Here is a 17500-nt window from a genome sequence, read left to right as displayed (position 1 = left end):
GTTATCGTAACCGAAACCATGCCACCTCCGGCAGTTCCTTCAATCTTTTTCTCTCCTAACTCTTCTTGTGCCTCTTGCATTTTCTTTTGCATTTTTTGCATTTGCTTCATCATATTTTGCATATTTCCCATTCCACCACGTTGCATGTACGTCTACCTCCATTTTTTAGTCAACTATTTCTATAAATTCAGCACCAAACTGTTTTTTCGCCTCCGAAACAAGAGGATCTTCCTCATTTTTCACTTCAGTTTCTTCGCCATCGTGAGTCTGGTGACTGTTCAAAAAACTCTCCCGAATGGTTAACCATTGTTCTTCCGGTACACCTAGAACAGATAATTTATGTCCATTCAGCTCTTGAAATATAGTACTTATCTTTTCAATAAAACTGTTATTTTCCATTGCCATCTGGCAGTGAATTTCATGTTTAAACTTGATAATAAAAGCAGTGGTTGAAGCAGCAATTGGTTCTGCTTCATTTAACAATGCTGCATGTGACTTCATTAACTTGGATAACATTTTGCCCCATTGGCTTTTAATTTGATTTAAATCATTTTTGGTAGCAAGGCTCAATACTTCGTTAATTTTACCGACGGGAGGCTGAAATCCCCGTCTAGAGACGCGTTGTGCCGGCTTTTGAACGATGGCATCTTGGGGAATTGCCACTCCGTTAATTTTTAATTCACGAAGCTCCAGTTCAAGTTGTTCAATCCGTGTGAGGAGCTGCCCAATTTCATTTGTTTGAACTTGTTGGGTCTTTCTTTCCTCCATTTGGCACAATCTCACTATTGCTACTTCAAGAAATATTTTTGAGTGATTTGTCCAACGCATTTCTGTCTGAGTTTTATTTAAGATATCAATCAACTGATATATTTGTTCTGCATGAATGAATTCAGCTATCTTTTGAAAATCATCATCAAGTAAAACTCTTTCCAGAGACTCTTCAAGGGACGGGGCTGTTTTATAAAGCAGCATATCCCGATAAAACAAAATAAAATCCTCGATAAAGCGGGATGGATCCTTTCCTTGATAGAGTAACTCCTCAAGGGTTTCTAACCCAGTCAAAACGTCTTTTTCACAAATAGCCTTTGCTATTTGGTTCAAGAAACCTTGTGACACGGAGCCCGTAACAGTTAAGGCATCCTCATATGAAACACAACCTTGGCTAAATGAGATAGCTTGGTCTAATAAGCTTAGCGCATCCCTCATTCCGCCTTCTGCTGCCCTTGCAATAATTTGCAGCGCAGTTTCCTCACAATCAATCCCTGTCTCTTCCACAATCAATTTCATACGGTTAACAATCGCTTGTGCGGTTATTCGTTTAAAGTCATATCGTTGACACCTAGAGATTATTGTAAGCGGGATTTTATGTGGCTCGGTTGTAGCCAAGATGAAGATAACATGCTTAGGTGGCTCTTCAAGTGTTTTTAACAAAGCATTAAACGCTCCAATGGAAAGCATATGTACTTCGTCTATTATATAAACCTTGTATTTCACCACACTCGGTGCATATTTAACCTTGTCACGTATATCACGTATTTCTTCAACCCCATTGTTTGATGCAGCATCAATTTCAATGACATCTGAGATTGTTCCGTTTGTAATACCCTTACACGCAGCACATTCATTGCATGGCTCTGAGATAGGAGCCATTTCACAGTTTACCGCTTTCGCCAAAATCTTTGCCGCACTTGTTTTTCCTGTTCCCCTTGGACCAGAAAAAAGATAGGCATGCGATATTTTTTGTTGGAGCAGGGCGTTTTGCAATGTCTTTGTCACATGCTCTTGTCCAACTACATCAAAAAATTGTTGCGGACGCCAAACACGGTATAATGCTTGATATGCCAAATTAACATCGCCCCTTTCCAATCTCCATCTTCCCTATTATAACGTATCCTTTTCTATTTTTACAAAATGAAATCATGACTTCTACAAAATTAGTAGGATGTTATTACATGAACCTCTAACTGAATTGAGTCAATTACTAAATTAACATAATAGAGCAGTGTGAGCATAGCTATTCTTCACCTAATTCGTTATGAAAAAAATTACTTTTTGCTTAACAGATTTGTTGGATCCTTTTTCCGAAACTCCACTCCTGATCCAAATAAAAAACTCATCCCTAAACAGAGATGAGTTTCATTTGTAGTTGAAATATGTATAACTGCCGTGCACCCTCCGTCGACTGACACCCATAAGCGCTACTTAAGCAGTTAGCTCGACCCAGGCAACCCTGCGGCACATGGGAGCGTCCACTTAATGCTGCTTCCTTCCGGACCTGACATGGTTCATGGATTCCCATTGCGTAGGACCCGGGTGTCAACACTACTTACTTAAGGCAGACCCTACAGTATGTCAGCCTCAGGAGGGGATTCAGCCTCGCTAGAGCGGATTGCGAGTACAGGGCACCGCTACCTCCCCGCTTAGCACGGCAAAATTGATACCAAATTTAGGCGCCTTGTTCGACGCTTTTTTAGTATACTAACTTTTCTAAGAAAAAGCAACGCTTATTGCCTGTAAAATTATGTAATTCTATCGATTTAATTTCTATTCTTTCTTTTTCTCTAATTTCCTTTTATCTCTAATAGTCCTAAAAAAGGCGGAAAGCATATGTCCACATTCCTCTGCCAGTACTCCATTAACAACCTCGCTTTGATGATTGAACCTCTTATCCTGCAACAGATTCATCAGTGTTCCTGCACAACCCCCTTTTGGGTCGGGAGCCCCATAAACAACTCGCTTAATTCTTGATAACATAATCGCACCAGAACACATCGGGCATGGTTCAAGAGTGACATATAAAGTTGTATCTTCAAGACGCCAAGATCCTATTTTCTTACAAGCCTGCTCAATAGCAAGGAGTTCTGCATGTGCAACAGCATTTTGTTGACTCTCCCTTAAATTATATCCCCGGGAAATAATTTCACCCTTATAAACAAGCACCGCCCCAATTGGTACTTCCGCAAGTGCTTCAGCCTTTTTTGCTTCATTAATAGCTTCTCTCATAAAATATTCATCTTGCTCATTCATGAACACTATAAAAACCCGCCTTCAAAATTCTTTAAATAAAAAGCCATCCTTCGCCTCAAAATAAGGGCAAAGGAGAGAAAAAAATGGATAATAATCGCTATGCGCTTATCATTATTGATATTATTAACAATTTTGACTTTACCCATGGTTCAACGCTTGCTAAAAAAACATTACAGATTGTTCAGCCAATCAATCACCTAAAGGAACATTTTAACACTAGGAATTGGCCTGTTATTTTTATTAATGACCATTATAATTTGTGGCAAGCCAATCTAGAAAAGATCGTTACGTTTTGCCGAAATGAAAAGAGTGACCCTATTTTCAAACAACTTCTTCCCGACGATGATGATTACTTTTTAATAAAACCAAAGCACTCTGCTTTTTATGGGACCGCCCTTACTATTTTATTACATCAACTAAAGGTTAACACGCTTATTCTAACAGGGATTGCCGGAAATATTTGTGTGCTATTTACCGCAAATGATGCATACATGCGGGAATTTAAGATTGTAGTCCCATCAAATTGCATTACCTCCGTTGATGAAGATGATAATCGGTATGCTTTAGTAATGATGAAAAACGTATTAAAAGCATCAATTGAACCTATTGATATGCAAAATTTATTAATATTATAACATTTATCCCTCTTACCACTCATAGAATGGTTGTAGCGTAGTTACATAAGGAGGGATGAATGATGCAAATTCATGTTGTCCAAAAGAACGAAACCTTGGATAGTATTGCAAAGTCTTATCGTACTACCGTAAAAGATATTGTAGAAGCAAATGAGATTCCTAATCCAAAAAATCTAGTTATTGGGCAAACGATGGTCATACCAATTATAGGAAGCTTTTATACAGTAAAGGCTGGAGATAGTTTGTACTCAATTGCTCAAAGGCTCGGGGTTCCAGTGCAACAGCTTGCTTCAGCAAATCGAATTCCAGTTAATCAGCGACTTCAGATTGGGTTTAGGCTTTATATACCTCAGGGGAAGAAACGGAAAGCTGAATTTAATGGTTATGTAGAACCACGAGGAACCACTGTTGCTCCATCACTAGAAAACAGTGCCCGTGAAGCTTCTCCTTATTTAACGTATCTTGCTCCATTTAGTTTTAACGTTAACCGTGATGGAACATTAAAGGCACCTTTACTAAATAACTTTCCAGATATTGCAAAAACTCACAAAAATGTACTAATGATGGTCATCAACAATCAAGAAAATGATCAATTTAGCGATGAACTAGGGCGTATTTTATTAAATGAGATAGCAATCCAGGATAAATTCTTAGATAATATTGTGGCGACTGCAAAGAAATATGGGTTTAGAGACATTCACTTTGATTTTGAATATTTAAGACCTGTTGACCGTGAGGCTTATAACCGTTTTTTAAGGAAGGCTAAGGAAAGATTTAAAAAGGAAGGCTGGTTCATGTCAACTGCGCTTGCCCCGAAAACGAGTGCTACCCAAAAAGGAAAATGGTATGAGGGCCATGATTATAAAGCACATGGAGAAATCTCTGACTTTGTTGTTATTATGACTTACGAATGGGGCTATAGCGGCGGCCCAGCGATGGCAGTCTCCCCAATTGATCCTGTTAGGAAAGTACTAGAGTATGCTATATCTGAAATGCCTTCAAATAAGATTCTTATGGGGCAAAATTTATATGGTTATGATTGGACTCTTCCATTTGTCAAGGGTTCGATCGCGAAAGCGGTCAGTCCACAACAAGCGATACAGTTGGCAGCCAAGCACAGCGTTCCTATTGATTATGATAATAAGGCACAGGCACCCTTTTTCAAATATAAAGATGAAAGTGGCAAACAGCACGAAGTTTGGTTTGAAGATGCCAGATCCATTCAGGCCAAGTTTGATTTAATAAAAGAGCTAAATTTAAGGGGAATGAGCTATTGGAAACTCGGTTTGTCTTTCCCACAAAATTGGCTTTTGATCGTCGAAAATTTTGACGTTGTAAAAAAAACATAATCAATCAAAAACTGTCGTTTTTCGGCAGTTTTTTCATTTTTTCGCCACGAAAATATCACTCTTCTTAATTTTGGATATCCATTCCTACCCCGGATTATGATAGAATATTCTTTGCGTCAAATGAACCGAGATGCACCTCCGCAGGGCTTATCGCTGTAGTTGGATACCTATAGAGAGTTCAAAGACGTTATTTATACTTTGAAAAGCCACTAAAAATTATTGTTGTAAAACAAACAGATAGTACAAGCAGTTGGAGAAGGAGGACATGCAATGGGGGATACACCCTTTATTACTGTTGAAGGGCCAATTGGTGTAGGAAAAACATCTCTTGCAAAGGCCATTTCTAAACAGTTCCATTTTGCTCTATTAAAAGAAATTGTTGATGAAAATCCATTTTTGGGGAAGTTTTATGAAAATATCGAAGAATGGAGTTTCCAAACAGAAATGTTTTTCCTTTGCAATCGCTATAAACAGCTTGGAGATATAAACTCCCATTACTTATGCAAAAATCAGTCAGTCGTAGCTGATTATCATATTTTCAAAAATTTAATTTTTGCCCAACGCTCATTAAATCATATTGAATATCAGAAGTACTATCAGATCTATCAAATTCTTACTAAAGATATGCCGAAACCGAATGTCATCATTTACTTGAATGCGAGTTTAGATACTTTATTAAAGAGAATTAAAATGAGAGGGCGAGAGATTGAAAAGAAAATAAGCCCCTTATATTTAGAACAACTATCCATTGACTACGAGGAAGCTATTACAAACTTTGAAAAACAACATCCTGAAATTCCCGTTCTTCGCTTTAATGGGGATGAAGTTGATTTTGTAAAAAGTGAGTATGACTTAAAACAAATTTTTGAAAAGCTTTCACTTTCAATAAATACGAGTAGCTGGGTAAACAATATTGGAGCAGGGGGATGTTCGTGAGTATCGTTATTGGTGGTATGATTGGTCTTGGAAAAACAAGTGTTGCAGATACATTAAATGCGCATTTTCAAAATAAAGGTATTGATAGTAAGGTTTTTTACGAAGCGGTCGATGACAATCCTATTCTCCCGCTATATTATCAACTCACACCAGAAGAATTAGAAGCGAAAAGAATTCCTTTCCTTTTACAGCTTTTTTTCTTAAATAAACGTTTCAAAACGGTTAAGGAATGTGTAAGCTGGCATGAGCCTATTTACACCATTCAGGATCGTTCAATCTATGAAGATTGGTATTTTGCCTATGTAAATAAATCGTTAGGTAGAATTTCAGAACTAGAATTTAGAATGTATGAAGATCTTGTTGAAAATATGATGGAAGAATTGAATGAACTTCCAAAGAAGGCTCCTGATCTTATGGTTTATTTAAAAGGATCATTTGATACAGTTATGGATCGAATTATGGCAAGGGGCAGAAGTTTCGAAATTAACCCTGAGCTGAAGGAATACTACTTTGAAGTTTGGAAGGGCTATGACGACTGGGTCATCAATCATTACGATGCAAGTGATGTGTTAATTATTGATATGGATATAACTGATGTTGTCAAAAACCCTGAAGATGCTATAAAAATTTGCCGTGATGTAGACGAAAAATTAAAAGAGGTATTAAATACAAAATTAACATGGCGGTAAAACGGAACGACTGCAAACCTCAGCTTTTGTTCTTCATTTAAAAAGCACCTATTGGCTAAGCCAGTAGGTGTTTTTTTTGAGAAAATCTTTTTTTCCATAAAAAAATCGTTACAATTTCTTGTAACGAATTTGATCTCCAGTTTTATGCGCGAAAGTTAATAATATTAAAATGGAGGAGGAAGAGGGATTCGAACCCCCGCGCGGTGTTACCCGCCTGTCGGTTTTCAAGACCGATCCCTTCAGCCGAACTTGGGTATTCCTCCGTATCGACAAGTAATAATTTATCATATATATTATTACTTGTCAACAAAACAATATAAGTTTTTTTCGAGCAGGGATATCCCCGCTCGAACGCTCATTATTAACGTTTAATAACTTCACGATTACCCATGTATGGTCGTAATACTTTAGGGATAATCACACTTCCATCATCCTGCTGGTAATTCTCTAAGATTGCAGCTACTGTTCGCCCAATCGCTAGACCGGAACCATTTAATGTGTGTACATGTTCTGGCTTAGCCTTAGGATCACGTCTAAAACGAATACCTGCTCTTCTTGCCTGAAATGCCTCAAAATTACTACACGAAGAAATCTCACGGTACATCCCATAGCTAGGAATCCAAACTTCAATATCATATTTTTTTGCTGCAGTAAATCCAAGGTCACCAGTACACATACTTAATACACGATATGGTAATTCAAGTAATTGCAGTACTTTTTCCGCATCATTGGTTAGTTTTTCAAGTTCAGCATAGGAATCTTCCGGCTTAACAAACTTAACCAACTCCACTTTATTGAATTGATGTTGACGAATTAATCCCCTAGTATCACGCCCTGCTGAACCAGCCTCTGAACGGAAGCAAGCACTGAAGGCAGCGTAGCGGATTGGCAAATCTTCGCTATTTAAAATTTCATCACGGTGCATGTTGGTAACAGGTACTTCAGCTGTTGGAATCAGAAAATAATCTTCATTTTCAATTAAAAAAGCATCTTCTTCAAATTTTGGTAACTGCCCTGTTCCGGTCATGCTTGCTCTGTTAACCATGTACGGCGGGAGCACTTCTGTGTATCCATGCTCATCTACATGAAGGTCAAGCATAAAGCTAATCAATGCACGTTCTAAACGAGCACCTAGGCCTTTGTAGAAAACAAAGCGACTTCCAGTTACCTTACCTGCACGTTCAAAGTCGAGAATATCAAGGGCGGTAGCTACATCCCAGTGTGGTTTTGGTTCAAAGCCAAACTCTCTAAGTTCGCCCCATTTACGAATTTCCACGTTATCGTCCTCAGATTCACCAACCGGAACACTTTCATGTGGAATATTTGGGATACTTAAAAGAAGTGAATCAAGTGTTTCCTCCACATCCCTTAACGTATCATCAAGCGACTTAATCCGATCTCCAACCTCTCTCATTTCTGTAATAAGTTGGTCAGCATCTTTCTTTTCCCGCTTCAAAGCAGCCACCTGCTGGGTTACTTCATTTCGCTTGCTTTTTAATTGCTCAGATTCAACAATTAACTCACGTCTCTTCAGATCTAGATCTTCAAATTTTCCAAGATCAGTTAAATCTTCTCCACGGTGCTGAAGCTTCTCTTTTACTTCAATAAAATTAGCTCTTAAGTTTTTTAAATCAAGCATCTGTGCTTACACTCCTTTTGAAAATATATTTAGTTAAATTACATGTGCCTTGAATAGCCTGTTTGACATCGATTCACTTATCAAAGTTATCAACTTGTTCATGCTCAACAACAATCGTTATAACAACAAAAAACCCCCATCCCTAAAACAGGGACGAGAGTTACCCGCGTTACCACCCTGGTTAACAGCAAAAATACTGTCCACCTTGAAAAACTTTAACGGTTTTAACCGAAAGTACTTACTTACTCCTTTAATGAGAGCGTTCCGCACTTTGCTCAAGGATGGATTCACAAGCTTCACACACCGATTTGCACCAACCACCGGTTCTCTTAAGTGTAAAGGTTTTGTTACTATTTCCTCTCAATGCTTTTTCATTATGAAATATTTTGTAATTTAATTTACTATAATTTTTAGCCAAATGCAACCAGATTATGCAAATTGTTTTGCTTTTGCCTCTTTGACCATCTCAACAAAGTAAGCAGTAAAGCGACTATCATCCGTTAATTCAGGATGAAAAGAACATCCAAGAAATTGACCTTCTCGCGCGGCGACAATGCGGTCATCATGCTTTGAAAGGATTTCAACATTTTCTCCTGCCTCAACGATGTGCGGTGCACGGATAAACACTGCGGGGAAATCTTCAGCAGCCCCTTTTATCATAAGGCTATCTTCAAAGCTTTCGCGCTGACGCCCAAATGAATTTCTTTCAACAGTAATGTCCATCACACCAATATGTGGTGTTTCATAGCCAACGATTTTTTTTGCCAATAAAATTAAACCTGCACATGTACCAAACATCGGTTTACCAATACGAGCAAATTCCCTTAAAGCATCCATAAAATCATACTTATCAATCAAACGGCGCATCGTAGTGCTTTCTCCTCCAGGGAGAATCAATCCATCTACATCTTGCAGTTGTTCCTTCTGCTTAATAACAACTGCTTGTACACCACATGCCTCAATTGCCCTAACGTGTTCACGAACCGCCCCTTGAAGAGCTAGAACTCCTATTTTAACCATTGTAATTCTCCTTACCAGCCGCGTTCCTGCATACGTGATCCAGGTGCGATCGTTGAAATCTCAATACCCTTCATTGCTACTCCAAGATCTTTTGAAATCTCAGCAATAAGTTTATAATCTTGATAATGTGTTGTAGCCTCTACGATTGCTCGAGCAAATTTTGCAGGATTTTCTGATTTAAAAATACCTGAACCAACAAAGACGCCATCAGCACCTAACTGCATCATGAGGGCCGCATCAGCAGGTGTTGCGACACCGCCAGCTGCGAAATTAACAACTGGAAGATGTCCAAGGCGTTTAATTTCAAGTAAGATTTCATATGGAGCACCTAATAGTTTTGCTTCTGTCATAAGTTCATCTTCATTCATTGAAGCAACCTTACGGACCTGTGCATTTACCTTGCGAATATGGCGGACAGCTTCAACAATGTTTCCTGTTCCTGGTTCACCTTTTGTACGGAGCATTGAAGCACCTTCACCAATACGGCGTGCAGCTTCACCCAGGTCACGACAACCACAAACAAATGGAACTGTATAGTCTTTTTTATTTAAATGATATTCCTCATCAGCTGGTGTTAATACTTCACTTTCATCAATGTAGTCGACACCCATTGCTTCAAGTATTCGCGCTTCTACAATATGACCAATACGTGCTTTTGCCATAACTGGAATCGAAACAGCGCCCATTACATCTTCCATAATCCGTGGGTCTGCCATTCTAGCAACTCCACCAGCTGCACGGATATCTGATGGCACACGCTCTAATGCCATAACTGCAACTGCGCCAGCCTCTTCAGCAATTTTTGCCTGTTCTGCATTGATAACGTCCATAATGACGCCACCCTTTTGCATTTCTGCCATTCCACGTTTAACACGATCTGTACCTGTTCTCATTGTAAATCCCCCTCTAATTTTTATATTTCCCTTTAGTTATATGTACTATTATTAAACATTAAGGAAATTTTATTAATTCAATCGGAATTATCTCCATAATGAAAATAAACAACAAAAAGGGACTTCTGTCAAGGCAGAAATCCCTTTTTCATTAGAACCATCCTTTAACGGCAGAAGAAATACCACCAAAGAGGTCCCCAAAGAATCCGCCAATTCCTCTCATCATCAGGACGAACCAGTTTGCCTTTTCGACTGTCTTGGCAGCAATTACATCAGCTTGAAGTTTCTTTTGACCTTCTGCTGTCAAGAAACTAACTTTTTCACCATTTTTAGTTTTAATGGTAAGAATACCTATTTTTTCTCCTTTTTTAACAGGAGCTTCTAATTCACCATTTTTCGTTAATTTGCTTTTTTCCAATACGAGTACTGGCTGATAATTTTTCTTATCACCATTTAGAATCACCATATTTATTGGCGATTTTGTGTATATTTCAACTTTATTGTCTTTACCCTTAATTACTTTAACATATTTATGTCCCTTAATTTGATAATCTTTAGGAACAATTTCCTCTTTAGTAAAATTACTGAACGCATAATCCATCATTTTTCTTGTTTCTCCAAAACGGGCTTCATAACTGCCCTTGCCGCTTGCATCAGTAGCATTCTGAACAACAGTTATAAATCTCTTTCCGTCACGCATGGCTGTGCCAGTAAAACAATAGCCTGCAAAATCTGTTGTTCCTGTTTTTAATCCATCCATACCTTGATATCCGTATACCAAGCCAGGAAGCATCCAGTTCCAATTTGGCATATTTACGCCGTCCACAGACTTTTGTTTAGAAATACTTGTCGTTTTTAATACATTAGGAAAATCATTTATTAAACGAAAGGCTAGGGTAGCCACAGAGCGTGTTGACATCGCATTTTCATCATCCGGACCACCTGTTGGCTGGTGTCCTTGATAGTCACTGTTATTCAGACCTGTAGAATTTACAAATTTATAATCTTTTAAACCAAGTTTTTTTGCTTGATCATTCATCATTTTCACAAAATTTGCTTCTGATCCGGCAATAGTTTCAGCTATAGCAATCGTAGCACTGTTAGAAGAATAAATTGCCATTTGATCGTATAATTCCTTGATTGTATATTTCCCAGCAGAGCGTAATGGAACATTTGACAATTCAGTTTTATGGGATAGTTGAGAGACAAAGCTGTTTACAGTATATTCTTGATCCCATTTAACCCTGCCATGTTTAATAGCATCTTGCAGGATGTACTCAGTCATCATTTTTGTCATACTAGCAATTCCTAAGACAGTATCTGCATTTTTCTCATATAAGACTTTACCTGTTTGTCCATCAACCAAAATAGCTCCAGCAGCATTAACATTTAGTGATGCTTGGGCCTCAGCTTTATTAAGACCCACAAAGAGACTAAAAAACATGATGGTTGCCATTACACTGGCAACACACTTTTTACTAAAATGTTTGTTCACTTTAACGCCCTCCAACGAATTTATACACTTTTGTTATTTTAACATAACTACTAAACAAATCATAGACAGAGCAGGACCTATTGTTTTTCCAATTTCAATCCAAGAATTATATTCAGAAAAAAAGAGAAGGCAAGCTTCTCTTTTTTAAGATATTGAATAATTAGGGGCCTCTTTTGTTATTTGAACATCATGTGGATGGCTCTCCCTTAATCCAGCACCAGTCATTTTAATAAATTGAGCTTCTTCCCTTAATGCCTTAAGATCTTTTGTTCCGCAATAACCCATACCAGATCGTAATCCCCCTACTAGCTGATAAATTGTTTCAGCCAAAGGACCTTTATAAGGTAGACGACCCTCAATTCCTTCTGGAACGAACTTTTTACTTTCTTCTTGGAAATAACGGTCTTTTGACCCATTTTCCATAGCAGCTACTGAGCCCATGCCACGATACACTTTAAAACGGCGCCCCTGGAATATTTCCGTCTCTCCGGGACTCTCAGATACTCCAGCTAATAGACTGCCTAACATGACTGCATGACCACCTGCTGCTAGTGCTTTAACGATGTCTCCTGAATATTTAATTCCACCATCTGCAATAATCGTTTTCCCGTGCTTTCTAGCTTCTGTTGCACAGTCATAAACTGCAGTTATTTGAGGAACACCAACACCGGCAACTACACGCGTTGTACAAATAGAACCTGGTCCAATTCCTACTTTAACGATATCCGCGCCCGCTTCAATTAATGCCCTAGTGGCTTCTGCAGTCGCCACATTGCCAGCAATAATTGTCAAATCAGGATAAGCAGTGCGAATCTCGCTTACCATATCTAGAACCCCTTTTGAATGTCCATGAGCAGTATCTAGAACGATGACGTCCACATTAGCTTTTACCAGCATATCAACCCGTTTCATTGTATCCTTTGTTACACCTACAGCAGCACCTGCTAATAACCGCCCTTGCTTATCCTTGGCCGAATAAGGGAATTCAATTACTTTTTCAATATCCTTAATTGTAATTAATCCCTTTAACACTCCATCTTTATTTACAAGCGGAAGCTTTTCAATTTTATATTTTTGAAGTATCTTTTCTGCCTCTTTCAATGTTGTTCCAACTGGAGCAGTAACAAGTTTTTCCTTTGTCATTACCTCGGAAATTTTAAATGAATAATCCTGGATAAAACGAAGATCTCTATTTGTAATAATCCCAACGAGCTTTTGCTCATCCATGTTATTTACGATGGGGACACCAGAAATCCGATATTTACCCATCAAATGTTCAGCATCATATACTTGATGTTCTGGTGTTAAGAAAAAGGGATCGGTAATAACTCCACTCTCAGACCTCTTCACCTTTTGTACCTGCTCTGCTTGCTGTTCAATAGTCATGTTCTTATGAATAATACCTAGTCCGCCTTGACGTGCCATTGCAATAGCCATTTCTGCCTGGGTCACAGTATCCATGCCCGCACTTATAATCGGAATATTCAACCTTACATTTTTAGCCATTTCCACGTGAAGATCAACATCACGGGGCAATACCTCCGATTTACCTGGAATTAATAAAACATCATCAAAGGTTAATCCTTCTTTAGCAAACTTACTTTCCCACATGTAAAATTCCTCCCGTTCAAAAAAATTATTATTTGTAGGTTATCAATTGGACAAAATACTGTCAAGGAAGAATATTTATACTGATTATTCAAAAAAATGGAGGTAAGAAGTTGGATCCCCTATATAATGGCTGGAAAAGTTACACATTCTTTTTTTCTGCTGAAAACACGCAGGCCTATTTAAAAAAGAAATATCAGGCACAAAATCTTGATAATCCCTCACAAAAAGGCTTTGATAACTGTTATGCCTTTTTATATTATCTGGAACATGGCCAAATTTATTATGAACAGTCTGAGAAGGCACCACTCATTTTAAAGCCAATCCTTCTTTTTTATGGATTTGTCCACTTAATAAAGGCTTGTATTTTGACCGTTAATCCATTATATCCTGAAACGACATCTGTACTAGCACATGGTGTCTCAACAAGAAAAAGAAAAAAACAAAACTATCAGTTTTTCCACGATGAAGTAAAATTTCAAAGAAACGGCCTTTTCCCATTTATGTCAGAAACTATGTTCCACATGGAACAATTAGAAGGTGATAAAATTACAATGGAGGAATTGCTCAAGCTTATTCCTGAATTAGATGAATTATTTGTCAAACTTGAAGCAAAACAAACATTTATGACATTAGAACGGTGCGGTGACTATTTTACTATTCCAGAGAAAATTTTAGATCACTATCATATGACTGAAGGTCGATTTAAGGAGTTTTTTTCTACAAAATTCAACTCATTATTTTTTGATCAGGATACCCTTAAATTTAGGTTAGATGATAAGGCCCTTAAAAATCCGACGCCCTTAAAATTCAATTTAGAAATGGAATCGTACACCCTACCACTTAACAAAAATAACCTTTTTCATTTTCCTGAACTTTTAACCCATTATTTACTTCTTTATAACCTAAGCATGATTGCTCGCTATGAAACAGAGTGGTGGGGGGAATTAATAAAAATGATGCCTAATAGGGACTATCCATTTATTAATTCTTTTTTGAATATAACCCAAAAAAAGGGTCCATTTTTAATTCATCAATTTTTGATGGGGTGATTGGAATTAAATGGATGGTTTTGTGATAAAAAAACTCGCTGATTGGCTAGCCCCTAAGGGCACCTACGCTTTTTTCATCGCCCTTAGGGCTAGCAGAATTGAAGTAATAATTTTTGATATAACAAAAAAGGGACAACCCAATTAAGGTTGTCCTTTTAATTTGCCCGGCAACGTCCTACTCTCACAGGGACAAAGTCCCAACTACCATCGGCGCAAAGAAGCTTAACTTCCGTGTTCGGTATGGGAACGGGTGTGACCTTCTTGCCATAATTACCGGACTATTTTTTTTGAGGCTTATTCCCTCAAAACTAGATAATGCAGAAGAAGTATTAAGAACGAGATCGCTTTAAAAATGGTTAAGTCCTCGATCGATTAGTATCAGTCAGCTCCACATGTTGCCACGCTTCCACCTCTGACCTATCAACCTGATCATCTTTCAGGGATCTTACTAGCTTGACGCTATGGGAAATCTCATCTTGAGGGGGGCTTCATGCTTAGATGCTTTCAGCACTTATCCCGTCCGCACATAGCTACCCAGCGATGCCTTTGGCAAGACAACTGGTACACCAGCGGTGCGTCCATCCCGGTCCTCTCGTACTAAGGACAGCTCCTCTCAAATTTCCTGCGCCCACGACGGATAGGGACCGAACTGTCTCACGACGTTCTGAACCCAGCTCGCGTACCGCTTTAATGGGCGAACAGCCCAACCCTTGGGACCGACTACAGCCCCAGGATGCGATGAGCCGACATCGAGGTGCCAAACCTCCCCGTCGATGTGGACTCTTGGGGAGATAAGCCTGTTATCCCCGGGTAGCTTTTATCCGTTGAGCGATGGCCCTTCCATGCGGAACCACCGGATCACTAAGCCCGACTTTCGTCCCTGCTCGACTTGTAGGTCTCGCAGTCAAGCTCCCTTGTGCCTTTACACTCTGCGAATGATTTCCAACCATTCTGAGGGAACCTTTGGGCGCCTCCGTTACTCTTTAGGAGGCGACCGCCCCAGTCAAACTGCCCACCTGACACTGTCTCCCACCCAGATATGTGGGTGTGGGTTAGAATTTCAATACAGCCAGGGTAGTATCCCACCGACGCCTCCACCGAAGCTAGCGCTCCGGCTTCTCAGGCTCCTACCTATCCTGTACAAGCTGTACCAAAATTCAATATCAGGCTACAGTAAAGCTCCACGGGGTCTTTCCGTCCTGTCGCGGGTAACCTGCATCTTCACAGGTACTATAATTTCACCGAGTCTCTCGTTGAGACAGTGCCCAGATCGTTACGCCTTTCGTGCGGGTCGGAACTTACCCGACAAGGAATTTCGCTACCTTAGGACCGTTATAGTTACGGCCGCCGTTTACTGGGGCTTCAATTCAGAGCTTCGCTTGCGCTAACCCCTCCTTTTAACCTTCCAGCACCGGGCAGGCGTCAGCCCCTATACTTCGCCTTGCGGCTTCGCAGAGACCTGTGTTTTTGCTAAACAGTCGCCTGGGCCTATTCACTGCGGCTCTTCGAGGCTATTCACCCCAAAGAGCACCCCTTCTCCCGAAGTTACGGGGTCATTTTGCCGAGTTCCTTAACGAGAGTTCTCTCGCTCACCTTAGGATTCTCTCCTCGCCTACCTGTGTCGGTTTGCGGTACGGGCACCATTTATCTCGCTAGAGGCTTTTCTTGGCAGTGTGGAATCAGGAACTTCGGTACTAAATTTCCCTCGCTATCACAGCTCAGCCTTCACGTCAGCGGGATTTGCCTCACTGACAGCCTAACTGCTTAGACGCGCATATCCAACAGCGCGCTTACCCTATCCTTCTGCGTCCCCCCATTGCTCAAACGATAAAGAGGTGGTACAGGAATATCAACCTGTTATCCATCGCCTACGCCTTTCGGCCTCGGCTTAGGTCCCGACTAACCCTGAGCGGACGAGCCTTCCTCAGGAAACCTTGGGCATTCGGTGGATGAGATTCTCACTCATCTTTCGCTACTCATACCGGCATTCTCACTTCTAAGCGCTCCACTAGTCCTTACGATCTAGCTTCAACGCCCTTAGAACGCTCTCCTACCACTGACATCTAAGATGTCAATCCACAGCTTCGGTGATACGTTTAGCCCCGGTACATTTTCGGCGCAGAGTCACTCGACCAGTGAGCTATTACGCACTCTTTAAATGGTGGCTGCTTCTGAGCCAACATCCTGGTTGTCTAAGCAACTCCACATCCTTTTCCACTTAACGTATACTTTGGGACCTTAGCTGGTGGTCTGGGCTGTTTCCCTCTTGACTACGGATCTTATCACTCGCAGTCTGACTCCCACGGATAAGTCTTTGGCATTCGGAGTTTGTCTGAATTCGGTAACCCGATGAGGGCCCCTAGTCCAAACAGTGCTCTACCTCCAAGACTCTTACTACGTGAGGCTAGCCCTAAAGCTATTTCGGAGAGAACCAGCTATCTCCAAGTTCGATTGGAATTTCTCCGCTACCCACACCTCATCCCCGCACTTTTCAACGTGCGTGGGTTCGGGCCTCCATCCAGTGTTACCTGGACTTCACCCTGGACATGGGTAGATCACCTGGTTTCGGGTCTACGACCACATACTCATTCGCCCTATTCAGACTCGCTTTCGCTGCGGCTCCGTCTTTTCAACTTAACCTTGCATGTAATCGTAACTCGCCGGTTCATTCTACAAAAGGCACGCCATTACCCATTAATGGGCTTTGACTACTTGTAGGCACACGGTTTCAGGAACTATTTCACTCCCCTTCCGGTGCTTTTCACCTTTCCCTCACGGTACTGGTTCACTATCGGTCACTAGGGAGTATTTAGCCTTGGGAGATGGTCCTCCCTGCTTCCGACCGGATTTCACGTGTCCGGCCGTACTCAGGATCCACTCAGGAGGGAACGAAGTTTCAACTACAGGGCTTTTACCTTCTACGGCTGACCTTTCCAGGTCGCTTCATTTACCCCGTTCCTTTGTAACTCCATGTTGAGTGTCCTACAACCCCAAGAGGCAAGCCTCTTGGTTTGGGCTATTTCCCGTTTCGCTCGCCGCTACTCAGGGAATCGCGTTTGCTTTCTCTTCCTCCGGGTACTTAGATGTTTCAGTTCCCCGGGTCTACCTTCAATACCCTATGTATTCAGGTAAAGATACTGCTCCATTACGAACAGTG

The 17500-nt window shown here is 40.3% G+C and carries 13 protein-coding genes, 1 tRNA gene, 2 rRNA genes, 1 other RNA gene and 1 other annotated feature (2 of these 18 only partly in view); of the genes, 5 read left to right on the top strand and 12 right to left on the bottom strand.

The window, feature by feature from the left end:
- From RCG20_RS11435 to tadA, 4 genes are all read right to left on the bottom strand, one after another.
- Window positions 1–146, bottom strand: the beginning of a protein-coding gene (locus RCG20_RS11435) for a YbaB/EbfC family nucleoid-associated protein (protein ID WP_308180292.1). Its footprint begins 175 nt before the window's first position; 146 of the gene's 321 nt are visible here — the first part of the coding sequence; it begins with the start codon at window positions 144–146; the stop codon falls past the left edge of the window.
- Between the two features lie 19 nt (window positions 147–165).
- Window positions 166–1845: a DNA polymerase III subunit gamma/tau gene (gene dnaX, locus RCG20_RS11430; protein ID WP_308180291.1), complete on the bottom strand. Its 1680-nt coding sequence runs from the start codon at window positions 1843–1845 to the stop codon at window positions 166–168.
- A gap of 319 nt (window positions 1846–2164) precedes the next feature.
- Window positions 2165–2429, bottom strand: an RNA gene (gene ffs / locus RCG20_RS11425) — signal recognition particle sRNA large type.
- Window positions 2430–2544: 115 nt separating this feature from the next.
- Window positions 2545–3027 (bottom strand): tRNA adenosine(34) deaminase TadA, encoded by a 483-nt coding sequence (gene tadA, locus RCG20_RS11420; RefSeq protein WP_308184329.1) that lies wholly within the window; start codon window positions 3025–3027, stop codon window positions 2545–2547.
- A gap of 83 nt (window positions 3028–3110) precedes the next feature.
- Here tadA and RCG20_RS11415 point away from each other — a divergent pair, with 83 nt between their 5' ends.
- The 4 genes from RCG20_RS11415 to RCG20_RS11400 all read left to right on the top strand — a co-directional run bounded on the left by RCG20_RS11415 (window position 3111) and on the right by RCG20_RS11400 (window position 6636).
- Window positions 3111–3662 carry a cysteine hydrolase family protein gene (locus tag RCG20_RS11415; RefSeq protein WP_308180290.1) on the top strand — a complete coding sequence of 184 codons (552 nt, stop codon included), beginning with the start codon at window positions 3111–3113 and terminating at the stop codon, window positions 3660–3662.
- 62 nt (window positions 3663–3724) lie between these two features.
- A complete protein-coding gene (locus RCG20_RS11410; protein WP_308184328.1) occupies window positions 3725–5011 on the top strand; it encodes a LysM peptidoglycan-binding domain-containing protein in 1287 nt (428 codons plus the stop codon).
- Between the two features lie 270 nt (window positions 5012–5281).
- Window positions 5282–5947, top strand: a complete 666-nt coding sequence (locus tag RCG20_RS11405) for a deoxynucleoside kinase (protein ID WP_308180289.1) — start codon at window positions 5282–5284, stop codon at window positions 5945–5947.
- The gene (locus tag RCG20_RS11400; RefSeq protein ID WP_374120461.1) at window positions 5938–6636 is read left to right on the top strand and encodes a deoxynucleoside kinase; all 699 of its coding nucleotides are present in this window, start codon (window positions 5938–5940) and stop codon (window positions 6634–6636) included. Before RCG20_RS11405 ends, RCG20_RS11400 begins: the two co-directional genes overlap by 10 nt.
- 170 nt (window positions 6637–6806) lie before the next feature.
- Here RCG20_RS11400 and RCG20_RS11395 read toward each other — a convergent pair.
- The 6 genes from RCG20_RS11395 to guaB form a co-directional block, all read right to left on the bottom strand.
- Window positions 6807–6899, bottom strand: a tRNA-Ser gene (locus tag RCG20_RS11395).
- 98 nt (window positions 6900–6997) lie between these two features.
- Window positions 6998–8275, bottom strand: a complete 1278-nt coding sequence (serS, locus tag RCG20_RS11390; protein ID WP_308180287.1) for a serine--tRNA ligase — start codon at window positions 8273–8275, stop codon at window positions 6998–7000.
- Window positions 8276–8421: 146 nt separating this feature from the next.
- Window positions 8422–8648: a binding site (T-box leader), on the bottom strand.
- A 56-nt stretch (window positions 8649–8704) separates the two neighbouring features.
- The gene (pdxT, locus tag RCG20_RS11385; RefSeq protein ID WP_308180286.1) at window positions 8705–9295 is read right to left on the bottom strand and encodes a pyridoxal 5'-phosphate synthase glutaminase subunit PdxT; all 591 of its coding nucleotides are present in this window, start codon (window positions 9293–9295) and stop codon (window positions 8705–8707) included.
- Window positions 9296–9306: 11 nt separating this feature from the next.
- Window positions 9307–10188 carry a pyridoxal 5'-phosphate synthase lyase subunit PdxS gene (pdxS, locus tag RCG20_RS11380; RefSeq protein WP_308180285.1) on the bottom strand — a complete coding sequence of 294 codons (882 nt, stop codon included), beginning with the start codon at window positions 10186–10188 and terminating at the stop codon, window positions 9307–9309.
- Between the two features lie 151 nt (window positions 10189–10339).
- Window positions 10340–11644, bottom strand: a complete 1305-nt coding sequence (locus RCG20_RS11375) for a serine hydrolase (RefSeq protein ID WP_374120542.1) — start codon at window positions 11642–11644, stop codon at window positions 10340–10342.
- 183 nt (window positions 11645–11827) lie between these two features.
- Window positions 11828–13294, bottom strand: coding sequence for an IMP dehydrogenase (gene guaB, locus RCG20_RS11370; protein WP_308180283.1), 1467 nt, complete (start codon window positions 13292–13294; stop codon window positions 11828–11830).
- A gap of 110 nt (window positions 13295–13404) precedes the next feature.
- Here guaB and RCG20_RS11365 point away from each other — a divergent pair, with 110 nt between their 5' ends.
- A complete protein-coding gene (locus tag RCG20_RS11365) occupies window positions 13405–14343 on the top strand; it encodes a YaaC family protein (RefSeq protein WP_308180282.1) in 939 nt (312 codons plus the stop codon).
- Window positions 14344–14505: 162 nt separating this feature from the next.
- Here the strand turns inward: RCG20_RS11365 and rrf are convergent.
- A 5S ribosomal RNA gene (gene rrf, locus RCG20_RS11360) occupies window positions 14506–14621 on the bottom strand.
- A gap of 74 nt (window positions 14622–14695) precedes the next feature.
- Window positions 14696–17500: ribosomal RNA gene (locus RCG20_RS11355) — 23S ribosomal RNA — on the bottom strand; it runs 128 nt beyond the window's last position.

This window comes from Neobacillus sp. PS3-40, from assembly GCF_030915485.1.
Taxonomy (GTDB): domain Bacteria; phylum Bacillota; class Bacilli; order Bacillales; family Cytobacillaceae; genus JAUZPL01.
Note: the sequence above shows the minus strand (reverse complement) of the source record. Positions and strands in the feature narration are given on the sequence as shown.